Here is an 18,915-nt window from a genome sequence, read left to right as displayed (position 1 = left end):
CGGCCCTTCGTCTCCCCCCAGTGGTCGAAGAGACGAGAGGCACGCGTGTCAGCAAGGCTTAAGGCAGAACAGCTGTACAAGGTCTTCGGAAGACGCCCGCACGAGGCGGTCGACAGGCTCCGCGAGGGCGCCGACCGGGAGGGACTGCGCGCCGAGGGCACCACGGCGGCGGTGATCGACGCCTCCTTCACCGTGGACCCGGGCCAGATCTTCGTCGTCATGGGCCTGTCCGGCTCCGGCAAGTCCACGCTGCTGCGCATGCTCAACGGCCTCCTGGAGCCGACCGCGGGCCAGGTCCGTTTCGACGGCCAGGACCTCACCGCGCTCACCGACCGCGAGCTGCGCGCCGTACGCGCGAAGAAGATCAGCATGGTCTTCCAGCACTTCGCGCTCTTCCCGCACCGCAGCGTCCTGGAGAACGCCGCCTACGGCCTCGCCGTCCAGGGCGTCCCCAAGGCCGAGCGCATCGAGCGGGCGACGAAGGCCCTGGAGCTGTGCGGCCTGGGCGGCTGGGCGAAGTCCTGGCCCGACGAGCTCTCCGGCGGCATGCAGCAGCGCGTGGGCCTGGCCCGCGCCCTCGCCACCGACGCCGACCTGCTCCTCATGGACGAGTCGTTCAGCGCGCTCGACCCGCTGATCCGCCGGGACATGCAGGACCAGCTCCTGCAGCTCCAGCAGACCTTGAAGAAGACGATCGTCTTCATCACCCACGACCTCAACGAGGCCATGCGGCTCGGCGACCGGATCGCCGTCATGCGCGACGGCAGGATCATCCAGACCGGCAGCGCGGAGGACATCCTCGTGCGGCCCGCCGACGACTACGTCGCCTCCTTCACCAAGGACGTCGACCGCTCCCGTGTCCTGACCGCGTCCGCCGTCATGGACACGGACGTCAGCGGCGTCGAGACCGACTGCGGCTGCGCGGGCGACTGCGAGACCGCGACACCCGAGACACCGTTCACCGAGCTCTGCGCGATGAGCGCCCGGTCGACGCACCCGGTGGCCGTCCTCGACGAGCACCGCACCCTCGTCGGCGTGGTCCCGCAGCAGCGACTGGTCGCCTTCATGGGCGACGCGGAGGTGGCCCATGCCTAGGATCCCGCTCGGCGACCGGGTCAACGACACCGTCGACTGGCTGCTCGACCACGTGGCCTGGCTCTTCGACTTCCTCAAGACCGTCTTCACCGGCACCTACGACGGTATCGACGCCGTCCTCCAGGCGCCCCACCCCCTGCTCCTCGCAGGGATCTTCGCCGTGATCGCCTTCTGGCTGCGCGGCACCCTCGCCGGGGTCCTCACCTTCGCGGGATTCGCCTTCATCGACTCCCTCGAACTGTGGGAGGACGCGATGACGACCCTCTCGCTGGTCCTCGTCGCCACGATCATCGCGCTGGTGACAGCCGTGCCCGTGGGTATCTGGGCGGCCCGCTCGAACCGGGTCAGCGGCATCGTCCGTCCTGTCCTGGACTTCATGCAGACGCTACCCGCGATGATCTACCTCATCCCGGCGATCCTGTTCTTCGGCACCGGCGCCTCCGCGGGCATCGTCGCCACCCTGATCTTCGCGCTCGCTCCCGGTGTCCGCATGACCGAGCTCGGCATCCGCCAGGTCGACAAGGAGCTCGTCGAGGCCGCCGAGGCGTTCGGCACCACCCCCCGCGACACCCTCCTGCGCGTCCAGCTCCCCCTGGCACTGCCCACGGTGATGGCCGGCGTCAACCAGGTCATCATGCTCGGCCTGTCGATGGCCGCGATCGCCGGCATGGTCGGCACCGGCGGCCTCGGCGGCGACGTCAACGAGGCCATCGGCCAGCTCAACGTGGGCCTCGGCTCCGAGGCCGGTGTCGCCATCGTGATCCTCGCGATCTACCTCGACCGCATGACCGGCGCGCTCGGCACCCAGGTCTCCCCGCTGGGCCGCCGCGCCGCCGCCAAGGCCCGCGCGTCCCAGGGCGGGCTGAAGATCTGGTCCTACCGTCCCAGCCCCCAGATCGCCGTGATCGGCGTCGTCGTCCTCGCCCTCGTGGCGGGCGGCATGGGGATCTTCGGCGGCACCTCGGGCCAGGCCACGGCCGTCTCCGGCGGCAAGGACGTCGGCCAGGGCAAGAAGATCAGCATCGGCTACGTCCCCTGGGACGACGGCGTCGCCTCCACCTTCCTCTGGAAGGAGATCCTGGAGGAACGCGGCTACCAGGTGGACGCCAAGCAGTTCGACGCCGGGCCGCTCTACACCTCCCTCGCCTCCGGCAACGCCGACTTCATGACCGGCGCCTGGCTGCCCACGACCCACGAGCAGTACTGGAGGAAGTACGGCGCCAAACTCGACGACCTCGGCGCCTGGTACGACAAGACGTCTCTGGAGCTGAGCGTCCCCTCGTACATGAAGGACATCAACTCCCTGGCCGACCTCAAGGGCAAGGCCTCGCGGTTCGGCGGGAACATCACCGGCATCGAGTCGAGCGCCGGCGAGATGGCCCTGCTCAAGAGCAAGGTCCTGAAGGCGTACGGCCTCGACAAGGAGTACAAGGTCGTCGACAGCTCCACACCCGCCATGCTGGCCGAGCTGAAGCGGGCGTACGCCAAGAAGGCCCCGGTCGTCACCACGCTCTGGTCGCCGCACTGGGCGTACAACGACTACGACCTGAAGAAGCTCAAGGACCCCAAGGGCGCCTGGGGCTCGGGCGACGGCATCCACACGGTGGCCCGCAAGGGGTTCACGGACGAGAACCCGGTCGTCGGACAGTGGCTGAAGAACTTCAAGCTGGACGAGAAGCAGCTCACCGGCCTGGAGGCCGAGATCAACAAGGCGGGCAAGGGCAGGCAGCAGGACGCCGTACGCTCCTGGCTGAAGCAGCATCCCGGCCTGGTCGACAAGCTGGCGCCCGTCCAGAAGACGGCGGCCGAGACCAGGCGCCCGGTGAATGTGGCCTGGTTCCCCTGGGACGAGGACATCGCCGTCACGTACCTCTGGAAGAACGTGCTCGAGAACCGCGGCTACCGGCTCAACCTCAAGCAGATGGACGTCGGCCCGGTCTACACCGGCCTCGCCTCCGGAGACCTGGACCTCAACTTCGACGCCTGGCTGCCGTACGCCCAGAAGAACTACTGGGACAAGAGCAAGGACAGCCTCGCCGACCTCGGCACCTGGTACGAGCCGACCTCGCTGGAGGTCGCGGTCCCGTCGTACGTCAAGGGCGTGAAGACGTACGAGGACCTCAAGGGCAGGGCCGCGGAGTTCGACGGGAAGATCATCGGCATCGAACCGGGCACCGGCGAGATGAACCTTCTCAAGAACAAGGTCCTGCCGGGGTACGGCCTCGACGAGGAGTACGAGGTCGTCGACGGCTCCACGCCCGCGATGCTGGCCGAGCTCAAGCGTGCCTACGCCAGGAAGCAGCCCGTCGCGGTCGTCCTGTGGTCCCCGCACTGGGCGTACAGCCAGTACGACCTGACCAAGCTGAAGGACGACAAGAAGCTCTTCGGCGAGGGCAACACGATCCGCACCATCTCCCACGAGAAGTTCCCCGGGCAGTACCCCCGGCTCACCAAGTGGATCAAGGGCTTCCGGATGAGTGAGGACGAGCTCGGTACTCTGGAGAGCGAGATCAACCGGTACGGCCAGGGGCGCGAGGAGCAGGCGGTCGCGGCCTGGTTGAAGAAGCACCCGGAGATGGTCGGGCGGATGACACCGTCATAACCGCTCCGGGCACACGGTAAGGATCCGGCCAACCACATAGAGCTACGCCCTCGCCCGAACTCTCATGCCGACGAGGGGACTTGGGCGGCCCGCAGCGGACGGGTGTCCGAAACCCGGCCCCCTGGCTCTCTCCAGGGGGCCGTTCGGCTGGCGCGAACTGTGAGGTACCGTCGCACGCCGTATGACATGGATGTGACGGCCGCGTGAAACGGTTTGCCGAACATGCGTAGGGTGCAGACAACTCATCAGGGGACGTGTCACAGGACCGACGAGCGGAGGAGGGAGCCGGAGCCATGGGCGACCACAAAGAACAGCCCCTTCGGGTCGGCGCGGCCGTGCGCCGCAGGCGCCGCGCGCTGGAGCTCACCCTCGCCGTCGTCGCCGAGCGCAGCGGCCTCTCGGTCCCCTTTCTGAGCCAGATCGAGAACGAGCGCGCCCGCCCCAGCCGCAGCTCCCTGGAGAAGGTCGCCGACGCCCTGCGCACCACGGCCGTCGAACTCCTCGCCGCCGCCGACCCGGCGTGCAGCGTCGACGTCGTCCACGCAGAGGACCCGGAGCCGGACGGTGAACCGCGGATGCGCTCCCTGGTGCGCGGTCACCACCAGATGCACGCTCAGGAGTTCACCGGCGACCATGACGCGGGCCGTGAATTCCAGTACCGCAACGACCAGTTGCTGTACGTCGCCGACGGCGCGGTGGACGTCGAGGCCGAGGGCCGCGCGTACCGGCTGGGCCGCGGCGACACCCTGTACCTCACCGGCGGGGTGCGGCACCGCTGGCGGGCGACCGTGGCGGACACCCGCGTGGTCGTCGTCGCCGTGGCCGAGCACGTCGAGGCGGCCTGGGACCGGCCCCGGCAGTGAGAGTCGTCTCCCTGGTCCCCTCGCTGACCGAGGCGATCGCCCGCTCGGCCCCCGGCGCCCTGGTCGGTGCCACCGACTGGTGCACCCACTCCGCCGATCTCGACGTCCCGCGCATCGGCGGCACCAAGAACCCGAAGCTCGACCGGATCGTCGCCCTCGCCCCCGACCTGGTGATCGCCAACGAGGAGGAGAACCGCGAGCCGGACCTGCTCGCTCTGCGCGAGGCGGGCCTGCGGGTCCTGGTCACCGAGGTCCGGGACGTCCCGCAGGCCTTCCGTGAACTGGCCCGGGTCGTCGAGGCCTGCGGCGCCGTACGGCCGCGCTGGCTGGACGAGGCAGAGGACGCCTGGTCGGCGCTCCAGCCCCCGGTGCGCCGTACGACGGCGGTCGTGCCGATCTGGCGGCGGCCGTGGATGGTGCTCGGCCGGGACACGTTCGCGGGCGATGTGCTGTCCCGGCTCGGTGTGGACCATGTGTACGCCGGTCACGCCGACCGTTATCCGCGGATCCCGCTGGAAGAGCTGCGGGCGGCGGCCCCGGACGTGGTGGTCCTGCCCGACGAGCCGTACCGCTTCACCCCCGACGACGGCCCGGAGGCCTTCCCCGGTCTGCCCTGCGCCCTCGTCAGCGGACGGCACCTGACGTGGTACGGGCCGTCGCTGGCCGAAGCACCACGGGCACTGGGCGAGGCCCTGCGAGCAGCGCTCCGCTGACGATCCCGCGCGCGGTGTGCAGGGCGGCCGTGGTCCAGGCGGCGACGAGAGCGACGTAGAGACCGGTGGCGAGCCAGTCGTAGACGACCAGTCCCGTGTGCCGGGCCAGTGCCTCGGCTCCCGTGACGCAGGTGCCGACCGGGAAGGTGAACGCCCACCAGGTCATCGAGAACCGCATCCCGTGCCGACGGGCGCGGACCACATGCGCGGTGGCGAGCCCCAGCCACAGCAGGGCGAACCCCATGACGGGAACGCCGTAGAGGACCGCGAGGACACCGAAGCCCTGGCTGTAGGGGGCCGGTACGACACCGGGGGCCACGTCCGCGAACTTGCCGACGGCCGTGGTGGACTGGCCGAGCGGGCCGAGCACCAGGAAGAGGGTCGGAGTGAGGGCGAGGGGGAGCGGGCCGCCGGTGACGATCCGGGTGAAGACGAGCGGCAGCATCAGCGAGGTGGCCAGAAGGCTGAGCCCGAACATCGCGAAGCAGGCGAGGAGAAGGGTCTCGCGCGGCTGACCGGCGGGGAGATACGGCACGAGGAGCGGCCCGAGGGCGGCGGACACCATGGGCGCGACGAGGGGCAGCAGCCACACGGGTGTGGCCTGCCCCGGCTCGGCCCGCTGTCGTACGGCCATGAGGTACGGCACGGTGATCGCGGCGGCCAGACCCACGGCCGTACCGGCGCTGAACAGCACGGCGTCGAGAGCGACCGCGGCCGTCGTCCCGATCCAGTACCGGCCGGCGGTGAGGGCACCGCCGCCGACGGCCAGCAGGGCCATGGCGAGGCAGCCGTAGAAGGGGGCCGTGGCGGGGTCGCGGAGGTGGGCGCGGGCCTGGTCGGCGTGGTGGCGCCAGTGCAGGGCGCGGGCGCCGAGCAGGGCGAGCAGCAGGGCGAGGGACAGGAGCCAGACGGCGGCGCAGATCGTGCGCAGGCCGGGGAGGTGCACGGGGAGCGCGGTGCCGGCGGTGGCGACGATCGCGGTGCCCATGACGCAGGCGTACCAGTTCGGCCCGAGGTGACGGACGGCGGTGACCATGACTCCACGGTGCCGCCGGGAAACGGCCGCGACCAGGGAGTACGGCTCTATGAGGGCATAAGCTGGTCTTATGAGCGGTGAGGAAGAGGTTCGGCCGGCATTGGGCGGGATGCTGGCGCACCGGGTACCGGATCTCGGGGGCCTGGAGCTGCTGCTGGCCGTGGCGCGGCTCGGGAGTCTCGGCGGGGCGGCGCGGGAGCTCGGCATCACCCAGCCGGCGGCGAGCAGCCGGATCCGCTCCATGGAACGGCAGTTGGGGGTGGCCCTGGTCGACCGCTCGCCCCGGGGCTCCCGGCTCACGGACGCCGGAGCGCTGGTGACCGACTGGGCGCGGCGGATCGTGGAGGCGGCCGAGGCCTTCGACGCCGGGGCACAGGCACTGCGGGTCCGCCGGGACTCCCGGCTCCGGGTGGCGGCGAGCATGACGATCGCGGAGTACCTGCTGCCGGGATGGCTCCTGGCCCTGCGCGCTGGGCGCCCGGACACCGCGGTGTCGCTGCACGCGGGGAACTCGGCGACGGTGGCGGAACGGCTGCTGTCGGACGAGGCGGACCTCGGCTTCGTGGAGGGCCTGACCGTCCCCTCCGGCCTCGACTCGGTGGTGATAGCCCACGACCACCTGATCGTGGTGACGGCCCCGGGGCATGCCTGGGCCCGCCGCCGACGTCCTCTGGAAGCCGCCGAACTGGCCGCGACGCCGCTGATCCTCCGGGAGAAGGGCTCGGGCACCCGTCAGGTCCTGGACGCGGCTCTGGGCGGCCTGGCCCGCCCCCTGATCGAGCTCTCGTCCACCACGGCGGTGAAGGCGGCGGTGGTGAGCGGGGCGGGTCCGGCGGTCCTGAGCGAACTGGCCGTGGGCGAGGAACTGTCGATGCGCCGGCTGGTGCGGGTGCCGGTGGACGGGGTGTCGCTGGCCCGGGACCTGCGGGCGGTGTGGCCCACGGGCCACCGCCCGGTGGGCCCGGCGAGGGACCTGCTGTCGCTGACGCGGGCCTAGGGTTCTTCTGAGGGGTCTCCGCAGAAGACGCAGCGGCGTTCGGTGCGTGCGATCGCCGTGCGGGGCCTAGGTACGGCCGGCCGCCGAGACCAGTCCCCGCATCACCCGCAGGTCCTCGCCCATCTCCGGATGCCACTGGACTCCCAACACCCAGTGCGGGCCGGGCAGTTCGACCGCCTCCACTGTGCCGTCCGACGCCTGCGCCGACACCAGGAGGCCGCTTCCGAGGCGGTCCACCGCCTGATGGTGGTAGGTCGGCACCGAGGTCTCCTCCGGGGCGAGGTCGCCGTAGACCGTGCCCGGTACCGGCTTGACCGGGTGCCGGCCGAAGACGCCCGGGACCTCCGCGTGGCCGTCGATGTGCTGGGTGAGGGTGCCGCCCAGGGCGACGTTCAGCAGTTGCATGCCCCGGCAGATCCCCAGCAGCGGGACGCGGGCCGCCAACGCCGCCTGGATCAGGGCCAGTTCCCAGGTGTCGCGGGCGCGAGCGGGTGGGCCGGTGCGGGGATCGGGGGTGGCGCCGTAGTGGACCGGCTCCACGTCCGGGCCGCCCGCGATCACCAGGCCGTCCAGGCGGGCCACCGTCGCCGCCGCGTGCTCCGGGGCGTCCGGCGGGAGCATCACGGCCAGACCGCCCGCCCGCTGCACCAGACGCGGATACCCCGCCGGCAGCAGCACCGCCTCCAGCTCCCAGACGCCCCAGCGCGCCCCGGCCTCCAGATACGTGCTGACGCCGATCAGCGGTCGTACGGTCACTCGGCCCTCCCAGGCTTGCAATGGCGCACACTCATACCTTTGCCCCCGGAGGCCACCGGCGGCAAGGTCACGCCAGAAATCCCCGCAGCAGCGCCGCCGTCCCCCCGCAGTGCTCCCGCATCATCTCCCGCGCCCCGTCGGCGTCCCCGTCCAGCACCGCCTCGACCAGCGCCGCGTGCTGCCGCTGGGAGTGCTCCAGGTTGCGCACCAGCAGCGGGATGCAGTCCAGGAGGTCGTTCACCGAGGCCCGCACCGCGGCGTACTGGGCGGTCAGCGTGGGCGAGCCGCACAGTTCCGCGAGCGTCAGGTGCAGCAGGGTGTCCAGGCGCCGGTAGTCCGCCAGCGGCGCCTCCTGCGTGGCCGCCAGTGCCTCGCGCAGCCGCTGTGCCTGCTCGTCCGTGAGGCCGTGCGCCGCGCACAGGCCCGCCGCGCCCACCTCCAGAACCTCCCGGAAACGCAGCACGTCCTCGATGTCCACCTCGGCGATCCGGCGCCGCAGCTCCTCCTCGCCGACCGCGGCCCGGGCGCGGGGCAGTACGAACGTGCCCCCGTACCGGCCCCGCCGCGACTCCACCAGCCCCTGGTCCTGGAGCACCTTCAGCACCTCGCGCAGCGTCACCCGGCTGATCCCGAGCCGCTCCGCGAGCTCCCGCTCGGCCGGCAGCCGCCCGCCCCCCGGCACCAGCCCGAGCCGCACCACCTGCAGGATCTGCTCCAGCGCCTCCTCGAAGCCGTTGCCCGCCCTGACCGGCCGCAGCACCGGAGTCAACCGGTCGTCCGGGCCGCCGTCAGCATCCACCGACATATGGCCGAGCCCCCTTCCCAAGCAATGGTTCAGAGCAATACCTTATGGCTCCCGGCCCGGTCGGAAAAACGCGCAGCAGCCGAAGGAGCTCTCCCGTGGCAGACCGCACACCCCCGCTCAGCGTCGAGGAGCTGCACACCCTCGTCGCGGGCGGTGAGATCGACACCGTCGTCCTGGCCTTCCCCGACATGCAGGGCCGGCTCCAGGGCAAGCGGTTCGCCGCCCGCTTCTTCCTCGACGAGGTACTCCACCACGGCACCGAGGGCTGCAACTACCTGCTCGCCGTCGACACCGAGATGAACACCGTCGACGGCTACGCGATGTCCTCCTGGGACCGCGGCTACGGCGACTTCGCCATGCGCCCCGACCTCGGCACCCTGCGGCGCGTGCCCTGGAACGCCGGTACGGCCCTGCTGATCGCCGACCTCGCCTGGGACGACGGCTCCCCGGTCGTCGCCGCGCCCCGCCAGATCCTGCGCCGCCAGCTGGAGCGGCTCGCCGAACTCGGCTACACCGCCCAGGTCGGCACCGAGCTGGAGTTCATCGTCTTCAAGGACACCTACGAGCAGGCCTGGGACGCCAACTACCGCGGGCTCACGCCCGCCAACCAGTACAACATCGACTACTCGGTGCTCGGCACCGGACGGATCGAGCCCCTGCTGCGCCGCATCCGCAACGAGATGGCCGCCGCCGGGCTCACCGTCGAGTCCGCCAAGGGCGAGTGCAACCCCGGCCAGCACGAGATCGCCTTCCGCTACGACGAGGCCCTGACCACCTGCGACCAGCACGCCGTCTACAAGACCGGCGCCAAGGAGATCGCCGCCCAGGAGGGCGTGTCGCTCACCTTCATGGCCAAGTACAACGAGCGCGAGGGCAACTCCTGCCACATCCACCTCTCACTCGCCGACGCCGCGGGCGACAACGCCATGGCCGGCCCGGACGGCATGTCGGACGTGATGCGGTACTTCCTCGCGGGGCAGCTCGCGGCCCTCAGAGACTTCTCACTCCTCTACGCGCCCAACATCAACTCCTACAAGCGGTTCCAGCCGGGCTCCTTCGCCCCCACGGCCGTCGCCTGGGGCCACGACAACCGCACCTGCTCCCTCAGGGTCGTCGGCCACGGCCGCTCCCTGCGCTTCGAGAACCGGCTGCCCGGCGGGGACGTCAACCCGTACCTCGCGGTCGCCGGACTGGTCGCGGCAGGGCTGTACGGCATCGAGCAGAAGCTGGAACTGCCGGAGGTCTGCACCGGCAACGCCTACACCGCCGAGTACGACCACGTCCCGACCACCCTGCGCGAGGCCGCCGAGCTCTGGGAGAACAGCCCGATCGCCCGGGCCGCCTTCGGCGACGAGGTCGTCGCGCACTACCGCAACATGGCCCGCGTCGAACTCGAAGCCTTCGACGCGGCGGTCACCGACTGGGAGCTGCGCCGCTCCTTCGAACGCCTGTGAGAGGTACTTCGTTGTCCCCGTCGTCCTACGAGCACGATCTGACCGTCCTCAACCCGGCCACCGAGGAGGTCGTCGCCACCGTCCCCGCCGCCACCGCGGCCGACGTGGACGCGGCGGTCGCCCGCGCGTCGAAGGCACAGGTCCGCTGGGCCGCCCTCGCCCCCGCCGACCGGGCCCGGCTGCTGCGTCGCTTCGCCGACGTCGTCGACCGGCACGTGGAGGAACTGGCCCGCCTGGAGGTCCGCGAGGCCGGTCACCTCCTCGGCAACGCCCGCTGGGAGGCCGGCAACGTCCGTGACCTGCTCGCCTATGCGGCAGGCGGGGTGGAACGGCTGAACGGCCGCCAGATCCCGGTCCCCGGCGGCCTCGACGTCACCATCCTCGAACCCCTGGGCGTGGTCGGCGTCATCGCGCCCTGGAACTTCCCCATGCCGATCGCCGCCTGGGGCACGGCACCCGCGCTCGCGGCCGGCAACGCCGTCGTCCTCAAGCCCGCCGAGACCACCCCGCTCACCGCCCTGCGGCTCGCCGAACTCGCCCTGGAGGCAGGGCTGCCCGAGGGTCTGTTCCAGGTGCTGCCGGGCCACGGGCCGGTCGCCGGCACCGCCCTCGTCGAGCACCCCGGCGTCGCGAAGATCGTCTTCACCGGCTCCACCCGCACCGGCCGCGACGTCATGGAGCGCTGCGCCCACCAGGTCAAGCCGGTCACCCTCGAACTCGGCGGCAAGAGCCCCAACATCGTCTTCGCGGACGCGGACCTGAAGACGGCCGTCGACCCCTTCTCCTTCCTCGACAACTCCGGCCAGGACTGCTGCGCCCGCACCCGGATCCTGGTCCAGGAACCGGTTTACGACGAGGTGCGCGAACTGCTCGCCGACGCGTTGAACGCCGTGGTCGTGGGCGACCCCGCCGACGAGAAGACCCAGATGGGCCCGCTGATCTCCCGCCGGCAACTGGACCGCGTACGGGCGTTGGTGCCGGACGACGCGCCCGGTCTGCGGGGCAGCGCACCCGACGGACCCGGCTTCTGGTTCGCGCCGACCGTCCTCACCGGCGAGGCGCCCGACTCCGAGGCCGCCCGCGAGGAGATCTTCGGCCCGGTCGCCGTCCTGCTGCCCTTCACCGACGAGGACGACGCGATCCGGCTCGCAAACGACACCCCGTACGGCCTCTCCGGCTCCCTGTGGACCCGCGACATCGGCCGCGCGCTGCGTGTCTCCCGGGCCGTCAAGGCGGGCAACCTGTCCGTCAACTCCCACTCCAGCGTCCGCTACTGGACCCCCTTCGGCGGCTACAAGCAGTCCGGACTCGGCCGCGAACTCGGCCCGGACGCCCTGACCGCCTTCACCGAAACCAAGAACGTCTTCATCAGCACGGAAGGCCCCGCCCAGTGACCTCTTCGACCGAGCAGATCGTGTGCCGCCGTCTCGTCGGCCGTACGGCCGTCATCACCGGAGCCGGCAGCGGCATCGGTCTCGCCACCGCCCGCCGGCTCGCCTCCGAGGGCGCCCATGTCGTCTGTGCCGACGTCGACGAGCCCCGCGGCAAGGCCGCGGCGGACGAGATCGGCGGGCTCTTCGTCAAGGTCGACGTCACCGACCCGGACCAGGTCGAGGCCCTGTTCAGGACGGCGTACGACACCTACGGCAGCGTCGACGTCGCCTTCAACAACGCGGGGATCTCGCCGCCGGACGACGACTCCATCCTGGAGACCGGCCTGGAGGCCTGGAAGCGCGTCCAGGAGGTCAACCTGACCTCCGTCTACCTGTGCTGCAAGGCCGCGATCCCTTACATGCGGCGGCAGGGCAAGGGGTCCATCATCAACACGGCGTCCTTCGTGGCGCGGATGGGCGCGGCCACCTCCCAGATCTCCTACACCGCCTCCAAGGGCGGCGTGCTCGCCATGTCCCGTGAACTGGGCGTGCAGTTCGCACGGGAGGGCATCCGCGTGAACGCCCTCTGCCCGGGTCCGGTCAACACCCCGCTGCTCCAGGAGCTGTTCGCCAAGGACCCCGAGCGGGCCGCGCGCCGGCTCGTGCACATTCCGGTCGGCCGGTTCGCCGAGGCCGAGGAGATCGCCGCCGCCGTCGCCTTCCTGGCCAGCGACGACTCCTCCTTCGTCAACGCCAGCGACTTCCTCGTGGACGGCGGGATCTCGGGGGCGTACGTCACACCGCTGTAGGTCTCGTCCTACAGTGCGCCTATGAGCAGGACGCTCCCGCCCGGCTGGTACCCGGACCCCGACGCTCCGCAGCTGGAGCGCTGGTGGGACGGGGCCGCCTGGACGGACCACCGGCGCCTCCCCGGGGCCCCCGGTCCGCCGCGCGCGGCCGGCGGGGCCTCGGGGCGGGCCAAGGCCGTCGCCCTCACGGCCTCCGGGATCGTCCTCGTCGCCGCGATCGTCAGCGGGGCCTTCGCCCTCGCCCGGGGCCAGGGCGACGTGGTGGCGGACACGGCACCGACCGTCACGAGCCCGTCGCCCACCACGGCCTCCGCGGCCCCGTCCCGCCTGGTCGACGAACTCGACGGCATCAGCCTGCCGTTGCCGGACGGCTGGATCCCCTCCAAGTACGTCACCCGCGACAACCTCGTGATGACCACCGGGGGCGGCCGGGTCTTCACCCGCACGCTGCCCGCGAACTCCGGGCCGGCATCCCTCGCGAAGAAGGACATACCGCGGGCCGCCGACAGTTCCTACGGCGGCATCCGCAGCCACCGGGTCGTCGGATCGGGGCGCGTCGCCGTCGCCGGATGCACCGGATACCTGGTGCGCTGGCGAGTGAAAACGGCCCGGGGAGCCGAGGGTTACGTCCAGTCGCTGGCCCTCACACCCGCCCCCGGCGGACCCCCGGACGCCGTCGTCGTCCGCTTCGCCTTCGACGCGGGTCCGGGCGGGCCGCCGCTGGCCGACATGGACCGGATCACCCACGGGATCCGGTCCGTCCGCCGTTGACCTAGAGGAACGTGTGGCCTTCCCCGCGGTACGTCGGGACGGTCGCCGTCACCGCGTCCCCCTCGATCAGATGCAGTTTCTCGAACCGCTCGCACAGCTCACCGGCCTTGGCGTGCCGGAACCACACCTTGTCGCCGAGCAGCAGGTCGTCGGCGGGGGCGCCGAGCAGCGGGGTCTGCACCTCGCCGGGCCCCTCCTGCGGGTCGTACTTCAGGCCCTCCGGTAGATACGGCACCGGCAGCCGGTCGGGTCCTGGCGCGCCGGAGGCCGGGTAGCCGCCGCCGAGGACGGTCACCACGCCGACCCCCGGCCTGCGCACGACGGGCATGGCGAACAGCGCGGCCGGACGCCCGCTGAAGGACGTGTAGTTGTCGAACAGCCTCGGCACGTACAGCCCCGAACCGGCACCGATCTCCGTGACCGCGTCCTCGGCGGCGGTGTGCTGGACGCTGCCCGTGCCGCCGCCGTTGACGAACTCCAGGTCCGGTACGACGGCCCGCACCGCGCGCACCACGGCGGCGCGGCGCTCGGCGAGCTCCTTGCGGGCCGTGGCCTGCATGAGACGGACGGCCCGGGAACGCAACGGCCGTCCGGCGACGGAGTCCCCGACCCCGGCGATGTGTCCCTCGTAGGCCATGATCCCCACGACCTCGAACCCGGGGCGCCGGGCCACCGCACGGGCCATGTCGGCGACCTGGGCGGGGGAGTGCAGGGGCGAACGTCGGGCACCGACCCGGACCTTGCCGCCGAGCAGCTTCAGCGAGGTGTCCAACTCCAGGCAGACCCGGATGACTTCGGTGCCGCCCGCGCGGGCGCCGTCGATGAAGGCGAGCTGCGCGGGGTCGTCGACCATCACGGTCACGGCGGCCGCGAGCTTGGGATCGGCGGCGAGTTCGGCGTAACCGGCACGGTCGGCGGAGGGGTAGGCGAGCAGGATGTCGTCGAATCCGCTCCGGGCCAGCCACAGGGACTCGGCGAGGGTGAACGACATGATGCCGGCGAATCCGTCCTTCGCCAGGACGCGTTCGAGCAGTGCCCGGCACCGCACGGACTTGCTGGCGACGCGGACGGGTTTCCCCGCCGCCCGGCGGACGAGATCGTCCGCGTTGGCGTCGAAGGCGTCCAGGTCCACGATGGCGAGGGGGGCGTCCAGATGGGCTGTGGCCCGGTCGTAACGGGCCCGGTCGGCGGCGCGCGCAGTCATGGACGAAGACTGCCAGACAGGATTACCGCAGGGTAGGGGGACGTTCCGGGCAGATGCCCCCGACCTGCTGGACTGGTTCCCGTTCGCCCAGGAACAACCCGTAGAGTGACGCGCACGCACGCAGGGCTGTTCGCCCCCCGTCGCCGCCGCGCCGGGATGCCGGCCCTTCCGTGCGGGTATGTGTGCCCGGACGGCTGTCTTCCACACCGACGACTCCGACGCGGGCCCGCGCACGACCGAACGGCCCGGACATGAGGAAACGGGGGGTGCATGAGCACGGAAGCACGCCGCGCCTCCATTCCTCCACGCCCGACCACCCCACCGAGGCCGGCCCAGCCGCCGACGGTGGGCGAGGGCGGGTCCGAGGAGCCGGGACATTCGGTCGAACGAGAGATTGTGGAGCCGGGCGGACGGATGAACGACGACTCCGACTGGCAGGCCTTCGGCGAACGGGCCCGCCGGGGCACCGGAACACCGTCCCGGCCGACGTTCGGCGGCTTCGACTGGCAGAGCTCGGGAGAGACAGCCACCCGCACACCGGCCGACATACAGGGACGTGAGCCGGCGGGGGCCGGCCGGGAGACGCCCGGTGGAGCGGGGCGGCAGGACGTCGGCCCTACCGCACCTCGCGCGACCGCCGCGGGTCGGCCACCGATACGCACGACGCACGGCACCGGTCCGGCGTCGACGCCGGACCGCGGCGAGGCGCACGCCATGTCTGACGGCCGTAGGACCGATGGGGAGACCCCCTCCGCGCCCGCGGACAACTCCGGCACCGCACCGGCGCAGTCCCGCACCGGCTCGGGTCCCGAAGCGAACGCGCGGTCCGCGTCCGGCGCCCAGGACACCCGGCGCCCGGAGTCCGCGAACTCGGGAGCGCCGTACCCCGGCAGCATCCCGCCCCCGCCTCCGGCCTCGGCCCGCTTCCCCGACACCCCACCGGCCTCCGGCGGCGCCGACTCGAGGACGGCCTCCGGCCATCGTGAACCGCGCGCGGGCAGCGGTGACCGGACCGTGCCGTCGTCCAGGCGCGGCACCGACGCCGACGCGCGCACGGCCGCCCCCGGTCCGATGCCGCCCGCGGCCAGGCCCCAGTCGCGCCCGACGGACTCCGGCACCGCGTCCGCGCCGCCCCGGCCGAGGTCTCAGCCGTCCGTGCCGCCGCGTCCTGCCCGTGCCCCCGCCGAGACCGCCTCGGAGACGACCTTCCGGATGCGGCCCGTTCCCACGGCGTCCGCGTCAAGGGCGCACCCTACCGCCGTACCGCCCAGGCCCGAGGCCCGTCCGGCTCCCACCGCACTCACCCCCGACCCCGCTCTCTCCTGGAGCGCCGCCATGCCCCCGCATGACGGAACTCCCGGCAACGGACGACCCGTTGTGTCGTTCGGAGAGCCCGAGGTCGGTTGCCAGGAGCGGTCGTGGGGGGTGCGGATTCCTCCCCGGATCGCCGCCGTGGCCGCGTGCGTCGTGCTCGGACTCGGACTCATCGGCGGTGCCGTGACCGGGAGTTGGCTGATCGGGGACGCCCGGAACGACGGTCCCGGCGACACCTTCGCCGCGGCCGGCGAACTGTGGCACAGCGTGCCCGTCGACAACCTGTTCCCGCCGACCGTGGACGGCCAGGGCGCCGGACCCGGCGGAGCCGACCGCACCTGGACGCGGATCGCCGTCGCCCCCGACAGCGGCTGCCAGGACGCCTTCGACCCCCTGCTGCGCAAGGCCCTCGCTCCCGTCGGCTGCGAACGCCTCCTGCGCGCCACCTACGCGGACGCCACCCAGAGCTACGTCACCACCGTCGGCCTCCTCTTCACCGACGCCGACGCCCCCGCCATGCGCGCCCTCGACACCCGCTTCACCAAAGAGGGCCTGGAGACCCGCACCGACCTGATGCCTCTCCCGTACGCCGCGAAGAACACCCTGGCGGCCGACTTCGGGACCCGGCAGCGGGCTTCCTGGACGATCTCCGTCCTCACCGACGCCCCCGTCGTCGCCTACGCCGTCTCCGGCTGGGCGGACGGCCGTACCGTCGACACCCCCGAGCCCGCCGAGCAGGCCATGGAGTCCGGCGACACCACCCCCGCCGCCCAGGCCGGCCTCGGCAACGAGGCCCAGGGCCTGGCCGACCGTGTCGAACGCGCCCTGCGCAAGACCGTCACCTCGCCCTCGGAGCAGCCCTCATGAGCGTCACCACCCGCAGGGCGGGTCTCCTGAGCGTGCTGCTCGCCGCCTCCGTGGCCCTCGTCCCGCCCACCGCCGCGCACGCCGACGGCATCCGCGCCAAACAGTGGGCCCTGGACGCCATGCACACCCAGCAGGCCTGGCAGACCACCAAGGGCGCCGGCGTCACCGTCGCCGTCCTGGACACCGGCGTCGAGAACGACCACCCCGACCTCGTCGGCAACGTCCTCACCGGCAAGGACATGATCGGCTTCGGGGCCGTGCGGGGACAGCGCCCCTGGGCCCGGCACGGCACCGCCATGGCCGGCATCATCGCCGGTCACGGACACGGCGTCGGCAACGGCGACGGGGTCATGGGCATCGCCCCCGAGGCCAGGATCCTTCCCGTCCGCGTGATCCTGGAGGACGGCGACCCGGCCCGCTCCAGGGCCCGCAACACCCGCGGCAACGCCCTGGCCGAGGGCATCCGCTGGGCCGCCGACCACGGCGCCGACGTCATCAACCTCTCCCTCGGCGACGACTCCGCCTCGGCGCACCCCGAGGCCGGCGAGGACGACGCCGTCCAGTACGCGCTCAGGAAGGGGGCCGTCGTCGTCGCCTCCGCGGGCAACGGCGGCGAGAAGGGCGACCACATCTCCTACCCGGCCGCCTACCCGGGCGTCATCGCCGCCACCGCCGTCGACAAGTTCGGCACTCGCGCCTCCTTCTCCACCCGCCGCTGGTACGCCACGGTCGCGGCCCCCGGCGACGACGTGGTCATCGCCGACCCCGACCACAAGTACTACGAGGGCTGGGGGACCAGCGCCGCCTCCGCGTTCGTCTCGGGCGCGGTCGCCCTCGTCAAGGCCGCCCACCCCGGGCTGACGCCCGCGCAGATCAAGCGCCTCCTGGAGGACACGGCCCGCAACGCCCCCGCCGGCGGCCGCGACGACTCCCGGGGCTTCGGCTTCGTCGACCCCGCGGCAGCGCTCAAGGCGGCGGCCCGCCTGAAGCCGGAGCGCCTGGAGCCGGCCGCCTACGGAGAGAAGTACTTCGGCCAGGGCCCGGACACCGCCGAGTCGCAGGACGACACGGTCAGTTGGGCTGCCCCGCTGGCGGGTGGCCTGGGCGTGGCCCTGCTGATCACCGCGGTGGTCCTGTGGCGCGGCCGCCGCGGCCCCCGCCGGTCCTACGAGGGCTTCTGAACCCTCAGCGCACCGCCGCACCCGTGAACACCGACACCGCCGCCTTCGCCACTGCCTCCACCAGCGAAATCCCCTTCGCCTGCGTGGTGTTGCCGTCCGACAGCACGGCCACCAGATAGGCGTGGCCGTCCACCGTCACCCGGCCGATGCTGTTGATGTCCCACAGCCCGGTCGTACTGCGCGGCAGCCACCCGTTCTTCAGAGCCCACCCCGACCCGTCGGCCACCGCCGACACGCCCCACCGCTGGTCGGCCTCTATCTGCCCCATCAGTTCCCGCAGATACGACCGCGAGGCCTCGCTCAGCTCCGAGTCGTCCCCGAAGGCCTGCTGGAGCAGGGTGAGTTGGTCGGCCGCCGTCGTCCGGGTCAGCCCCCACAGCGCCCCGTCGCCGCCCCGCGTACCGGTCAGCCCGAACTTCTCGTTGGCGGCGTCGAGCCCCGGGGCCTTCCCGATGATGGCCCACAGGGCGGACGCCGAGGTGTTGTCGCTGTTCTGGATCATCGTCGTGGCGTACGCCTTCTCCCGCGCGCTCAGCCGCGTACCCGCCTCCTGGTGCCGGAGCAGCAGCGCCGCCAGGATGTCGACCTTCACGATGCTCGCCGTGTCGAAGGCGCCGTCGCCGTGGACCGCGCTGTCGCCCGACTCCAGGTCGAGCACCGCCGCCGAGACCCGCTGCTCGCCCGTCACGCTCACCGACTTCATGGCATCGGCCAGCCGCTCGTCGAGATCCACCACCGGCTCCGCCACGGCCGCCTCCTGAGTCGTGGGCGTGATCGCCGACGAGGGCGAGGCCGACGACGTCGCCGCCGACGATACGACGCCCGCTCCCGAGTGCGCCTGCGCCTTCACGTACACGGTCCCGCCGGCCGTGGCGCCGACGACGGCGACGGAGGCGAGCGCGATGTACATCAAAGGCCGCCGGGGGAACCTGCGGGCGCGGCGTCGGGCGGCTCTGGAGGACTCCATGCCGCCGATGCTCGGGCCGCCGACTGTGCGGGCCGTTAGACGGACGTTAGAGCTGTGTCAGCGAACTCTGAAAAACCCGTGAAAGCCGTCACGGGCGGGTTTCCGGGC

The 18,915-nt window shown here is 72.1% G+C and carries 16 protein-coding genes; 11 read left to right on the top strand and 5 right to left on the bottom strand.

Going from position 1 to position 18,915, the window contains the following annotated elements; translation table 11 throughout:
• The first annotated feature begins 45 nt into the window (after positions 1–45).
• The 4 genes from ACIRP7_RS16170 to ACIRP7_RS16155 all read left to right on the top strand — a co-directional run bounded on the left by ACIRP7_RS16170 (position 46) and on the right by ACIRP7_RS16155 (position 5,273).
• Entirely contained in the window at positions 46–1,095 is a 1,050-nt protein-coding gene (locus ACIRP7_RS16170; RefSeq protein WP_403658945.1) for a glycine betaine/L-proline ABC transporter ATP-binding protein, read from the top strand.
• The gene (locus tag ACIRP7_RS16165; RefSeq protein ID WP_403658942.1) at positions 1,088–3,697 is read left to right on the top strand and encodes an ABC transporter permease/substrate binding protein; all 2,610 of its coding nucleotides are present in this window, start codon (positions 1,088–1,090) and stop codon (positions 3,695–3,697) included. The genes ACIRP7_RS16170 and ACIRP7_RS16165 overlap by 8 nt, the downstream gene beginning before the upstream one ends.
• A 293-nt stretch (positions 3,698–3,990) precedes the next feature.
• Positions 3,991–4,560, top strand: a complete 570-nt coding sequence (locus tag ACIRP7_RS16160) for a helix-turn-helix domain-containing protein (RefSeq protein ID WP_403658940.1) — start codon at positions 3,991–3,993, stop codon at positions 4,558–4,560.
• Positions 4,557–5,273 (top strand): helical backbone metal receptor, encoded by a 717-nt coding sequence (locus ACIRP7_RS16155; protein WP_403658937.1) that lies wholly within the window; start codon positions 4,557–4,559, stop codon positions 5,271–5,273. The genes ACIRP7_RS16160 and ACIRP7_RS16155 overlap by 4 nt, the downstream gene beginning before the upstream one ends.
• Here ACIRP7_RS16155 and ACIRP7_RS16150 read toward each other — a convergent pair.
• Positions 5,185–6,309, bottom strand: a complete 1,125-nt coding sequence (locus ACIRP7_RS16150; protein ID WP_403658934.1) for a TDT family transporter — start codon at positions 6,307–6,309, stop codon at positions 5,185–5,187. The two genes, ACIRP7_RS16155 and ACIRP7_RS16150, sit on opposite strands and share 89 nt — an antisense overlap.
• Before the next feature lie 70 nt (positions 6,310–6,379).
• Here ACIRP7_RS16150 and ACIRP7_RS16145 point away from each other — a divergent pair, with 70 nt between their 5' ends.
• A complete protein-coding gene (locus ACIRP7_RS16145; protein ID WP_403658931.1) occupies positions 6,380–7,306 on the top strand; it encodes a LysR family transcriptional regulator in 927 nt (308 codons plus the stop codon).
• Between the two features lie 66 nt (positions 7,307–7,372).
• Here ACIRP7_RS16145 and ACIRP7_RS16140 read toward each other — a convergent pair whose 3' ends face one another.
• Both ACIRP7_RS16140 and ACIRP7_RS16135 read right to left on the bottom strand, forming a co-directional pair.
• Positions 7,373–8,062: a gamma-glutamyl-gamma-aminobutyrate hydrolase family protein gene (locus ACIRP7_RS16140; protein WP_403658928.1), complete on the bottom strand. Its 690-nt coding sequence runs from the start codon at positions 8,060–8,062 to the stop codon at positions 7,373–7,375.
• A 67-nt stretch (positions 8,063–8,129) separates the two neighbouring features.
• Positions 8,130–8,867: an FCD domain-containing protein gene (locus ACIRP7_RS16135; protein WP_352390088.1), complete on the bottom strand. Its 738-nt coding sequence runs from the start codon at positions 8,865–8,867 to the stop codon at positions 8,130–8,132.
• A gap of 95 nt (positions 8,868–8,962) precedes the next feature.
• Between ACIRP7_RS16135 and ACIRP7_RS16130 the strand changes: the two genes are divergently transcribed.
• The 4 genes from ACIRP7_RS16130 to ACIRP7_RS16115 are packed head-to-tail and all read left to right on the top strand — an operon-like array spanning position 8,963 to position 13,274.
• Positions 8,963–10,321, top strand: coding sequence for a glutamine synthetase family protein (locus tag ACIRP7_RS16130; RefSeq protein WP_403658925.1), 1,359 nt, complete (start codon positions 8,963–8,965; stop codon positions 10,319–10,321).
• Positions 10,322–10,332: 11 nt separating this feature from the next.
• On the top strand, positions 10,333–11,715 hold the full coding sequence (locus ACIRP7_RS16125; RefSeq protein WP_403658921.1) for an aldehyde dehydrogenase family protein: 1,383 nt from the start codon (positions 10,333–10,335) through the stop codon (positions 11,713–11,715).
• A complete protein-coding gene (locus ACIRP7_RS16120) occupies positions 11,712–12,503 on the top strand; it encodes a 3-oxoacyl-ACP reductase (RefSeq protein WP_403658918.1) in 792 nt (263 codons plus the stop codon). Before ACIRP7_RS16125 ends, ACIRP7_RS16120 begins: the two co-directional genes overlap by 4 nt.
• Positions 12,504–12,524: 21 nt before the next feature.
• On the top strand, positions 12,525–13,274 hold the full coding sequence (locus ACIRP7_RS16115) for a DUF2510 domain-containing protein (protein ID WP_403658915.1): 750 nt from the start codon (positions 12,525–12,527) through the stop codon (positions 13,272–13,274).
• Position 13,275: 1 nt separating this feature from the next.
• Here ACIRP7_RS16115 and ACIRP7_RS16110 read toward each other — a convergent pair whose 3' ends face one another.
• On the bottom strand, positions 13,276–14,478 hold the full coding sequence (locus tag ACIRP7_RS16110) for an amino acid deaminase/aldolase (RefSeq protein WP_403658911.1): 1,203 nt from the start codon (positions 14,476–14,478) through the stop codon (positions 13,276–13,278).
• 414 nt (positions 14,479–14,892) lie between these two features.
• On the opposite strand from ACIRP7_RS16110, the gene ACIRP7_RS16105 reads away from it, so the two are divergent.
• Complete coding sequence (locus ACIRP7_RS16105; protein WP_403658908.1) at positions 14,893–16,659, top strand: hypothetical protein; 1,767 nt, start codon at positions 14,893–14,895, stop codon at positions 16,657–16,659.
• Entirely contained in the window at positions 16,656–17,840 is a 1,185-nt protein-coding gene (gene mycP / locus ACIRP7_RS16100; RefSeq protein WP_403658905.1) for a type VII secretion-associated serine protease mycosin, read from the top strand. The genes ACIRP7_RS16105 and mycP overlap by 4 nt, the downstream gene beginning before the upstream one ends.
• 4 nt (positions 17,841–17,844) lie before the next feature.
• On the opposite strand, the gene ACIRP7_RS16095 is transcribed toward mycP, so the two are convergent.
• A complete protein-coding gene (locus ACIRP7_RS16095; RefSeq protein WP_403658902.1) occupies positions 17,845–18,807 on the bottom strand; it encodes a serine hydrolase in 963 nt (320 codons plus the stop codon).
• Between the last annotated feature and the right edge of the window lie 108 nt (positions 18,808–18,915).

The organism is Streptomyces sp. NPDC102270 (assembly GCF_044766405.1).
Taxonomy (GTDB): domain Bacteria; phylum Actinomycetota; class Actinomycetes; order Streptomycetales; family Streptomycetaceae; genus Streptomyces.
The sequence above is the reverse complement of the archived record's forward strand: the minus strand, read 5'-3'. Positions and strand labels throughout refer to the sequence as shown.